At 67.0% G+C, this 2,688-nt stretch carries 1 protein-coding gene and 1 pseudogene; one reads left to right on the top strand and one right to left on the bottom strand.

Annotated features, from left to right (window positions below):
• Positions 1 to 125, top strand: a pseudogene (locus Q8N10_RS11685) (IS630 family transposase); the annotation flags it as partial.
• A 56-nt stretch (positions 126 to 181) separates the two neighbouring features.
• On the opposite strand, the gene Q8N10_RS11680 reads toward Q8N10_RS11685, so the two are convergent.
• Positions 182 to 2,521, bottom strand: coding sequence for a UvrD-helicase domain-containing protein (locus tag Q8N10_RS11680; protein ID WP_305663925.1), 2,340 nt, complete (start codon positions 2,519 to 2,521; stop codon positions 182 to 184).
• Positions 2,522 to 2,688 lie beyond the last annotated feature (167 nt).

Genomic DNA, 2,688 nt, shown 5'->3' with positions numbered 1-2,688 from the left:
TGCTCCGAAAGGCCGCCGCCAGAACCCTCGAGCAGCTCTGGTCAGCCATCGCTCAAATCATCGACGCCTTCACACCAAGGGAATGCGCGAACTACTTCGCCGCCGCTGGATACGATGCAGACTGATCGAAAAATGCTCTAGTTCGGTTCCCTTCTCCGCAAGGGGAGAAGGATTCGATCTGTCACCCCTTCTCCACGAAGCTGTCGATGACCTTCTTCTCGCCGGCCTTGTCGAAGGCGACGGTGAGCTTGTTGCCGTCGACGCCCTTCACCTGGCCGTAGCCGAACTTCTGGTGGAAGACGCGGTCGCCGCGCTTGTAGTCGCTGGCCGCGGAGCTCTCGGCCACCAGCCGGCCCTCGCCCTCGATGACCTGTTGGCGGCCCGGATGGCTGCCCTGGTAGCCGCGCGACTGGGCGCGCTGCCAGCCGGGGGACGAATAGCCGGAGCCGAAGGCGGGCGTGGAATCCCAGGTGCTGCCGTGCTGCTGCTGCATGCCCGGGCCGCCGCCGTAATAGCCGGTCTCTGAGGAGGCCTCGACATTGGCGAGAGGCAGTTCATCGACGAAGCGGCTGGGGAGCTGGCTGGTCCAGCGGCCATAGACCATGCGGTTTGCGACGAAGGAGATGCGGGCCTCCTCGCGGGCCCGGGTGATGCCCACATAGCCCAGGCGGCGTTCCTCCTCGAGGCCCTTCTCGCCGCTCTCGTCCATGCTGCGCTGAGAAGGGAAGACGCCTTCCTCCCAGCCGGGCAGGAAGACCAGGGGAAATTCCAGGCCCTTGGCGGCGTGCAGGGTCATGATCTGCACCGCGTCGGCCTGGGGCCCGCGGTCCATGTCCATCACCAGGGAGACGTGCTCCAGATAGGCCTGGAGCGTGTCGAAATTGCCCATCGACTGGACGAGTTCCTTGAGGTTCTCCAGCCGGGTCTGGGCGGTGGGCGTCTTGTCCAGGCGCAAGGCGTCGGTGTAGCCGCTCTCCTCCAGCACCTGCTCGGTCAGGCGCGCGTGGTGCAGGGTCTCGGCCTGGGACCGCCAGCGGTCGAGGTCGCGCAGGAAGTTGGACAGCGCCGTGCGAGTGCGGGCCGCCAACTCGTCGGTCAGCACCACCTCGCGGGCCGCCGTCATCACCGGCGCCCCATTCAGGCGGGCGATCTGCAGCAGCTTCTGGACCGTGGTGTCGCCGATCCCCCGCTTGGGGGTGTTGACGATGCGCTCGAAGGCCAAGTCGTCGTCCGGCGACTGGATCAGCCGCAGATAGGCATGGGCGTCGCGGATCTCGGCGCGCTCGAAGAACCGGGGCCCGCCCACCACCGTATAGGGGATGGAGAGCAGCACGAACCGCTCCTCGAAGGCGCGCATCTGGAAGGAGGCGCGGACCAGGATGGCCATGTCGCGGTACTTGCGCGGCGCCTTCTCGACGCCGCCCTTCTTCGCGCGCTCGATCTCGTCGGCGATCAGCCGGCTCTCGGCCTCGCCGTCCCAGACCCCGCGCACGATGACCTTCTCGCCACCGTTCTGCTCGGTCCAAAGGGTCTTGCCCAGCCGGCCCTTGTTGGCGCTGATCAGGCCCGACGCGGCCGCCAGGATGTGGCTGGTGGAGCGGTAGTTGCGCTCCAGGCGCACCACGGTCGCGCCCGGGAAGTCGCGTTCGAAGCGCAGGATGTTGTCCACCTCGGCGCCGCGCCAGCCATAGATCGACTGGTCGTCGTCGCCCACGCAGCAGACGTTCTGGCTCGCCTGGCCCAGCAGGCGCAGCCACAAGTACTGGGCGACATTGGTGTCCTGGTACTCGTCCACCAGGATGTAGCGGAACCGGCGGTGGAACTCGGCGAGCACCTCGGGCTGGCTCATGAAGATGGTCAGGTTGTGCAGCAGCAGGTCGCCGAAATCGCAGGCGTTCAGCGTCCGCAGGCGCTCCTGGTAGAGCCGATACAGCGCCTGGCCCTTGCCGTTGGCGAACTGGGAATTCTCAGCGGTGGGCAACTGGTCGGGCCGCCAGCCGCGATTCTTCCAATGGTCGATAAGCCCGGCCAGGGTCTTGGGCGTCCAGCGCTTGGCGTCGATGTTCTCGGCTTCCAGCACCTGCTTGATCAGCCGCTCCTGATCGTCCTGGTCCAGGATCGTGTAATTGGACTTCAGCCCCACCAGCTCGGCGTGCCGGCGCAGGATCTGGGCGGCCACCGCGTGAAAGGTGCCCAACCAGCGCAGGCCCTCGGCGGACGGGCCGATGATGGCGGCGATCCGCTCGCGCATCTCGCGGGCGGCCTTGTTGGTGAAGGTGACCGCCAGCAGCTCCCAGGGCCGGGCCCGCCCCGTGGCCAGGATGTGCGCCAGCCGTGTGGTCAGCACCTTGGTCTTGCCGGTTCCGGCGCCCGCCAGCACCAGCACCGGCCCCTCGACGGCCTCCACCGCCGACCGCTGCTCGGGGTTCAGCCCCTCCAGATAGTCGGCCGGACGCGCATCGGCGCGGGCGAGATCGCTGATCCGGGGGGTTGGGAGGTCGGGAGATTCGTAGGAAGACATCGGAACATATGTAGCACGAAGAACGAGTTGCTTAAGCGCCGACGCCGCGCCTTTCCCTCCCCTTCATGGGGAGGGTCGACTTGCCGAAGGCAAGCGGGGTGGGGAATTCAGGATCAAGCTCCGAGTCCCAGGAAGGGTTGCCCCACCCGTCTGTCGCTTCGCGCCAT

Source organism: Phenylobacterium sp., assembly GCF_030693625.1.
In the GTDB taxonomy this organism is placed as follows: domain Bacteria; phylum Pseudomonadota; class Alphaproteobacteria; order Caulobacterales; family Caulobacteraceae; genus Phenylobacterium; species Phenylobacterium ferrooxidans.
Note: the sequence above shows the minus strand (reverse complement) of the source record. Positions and strands in the feature narration are given on the sequence as shown.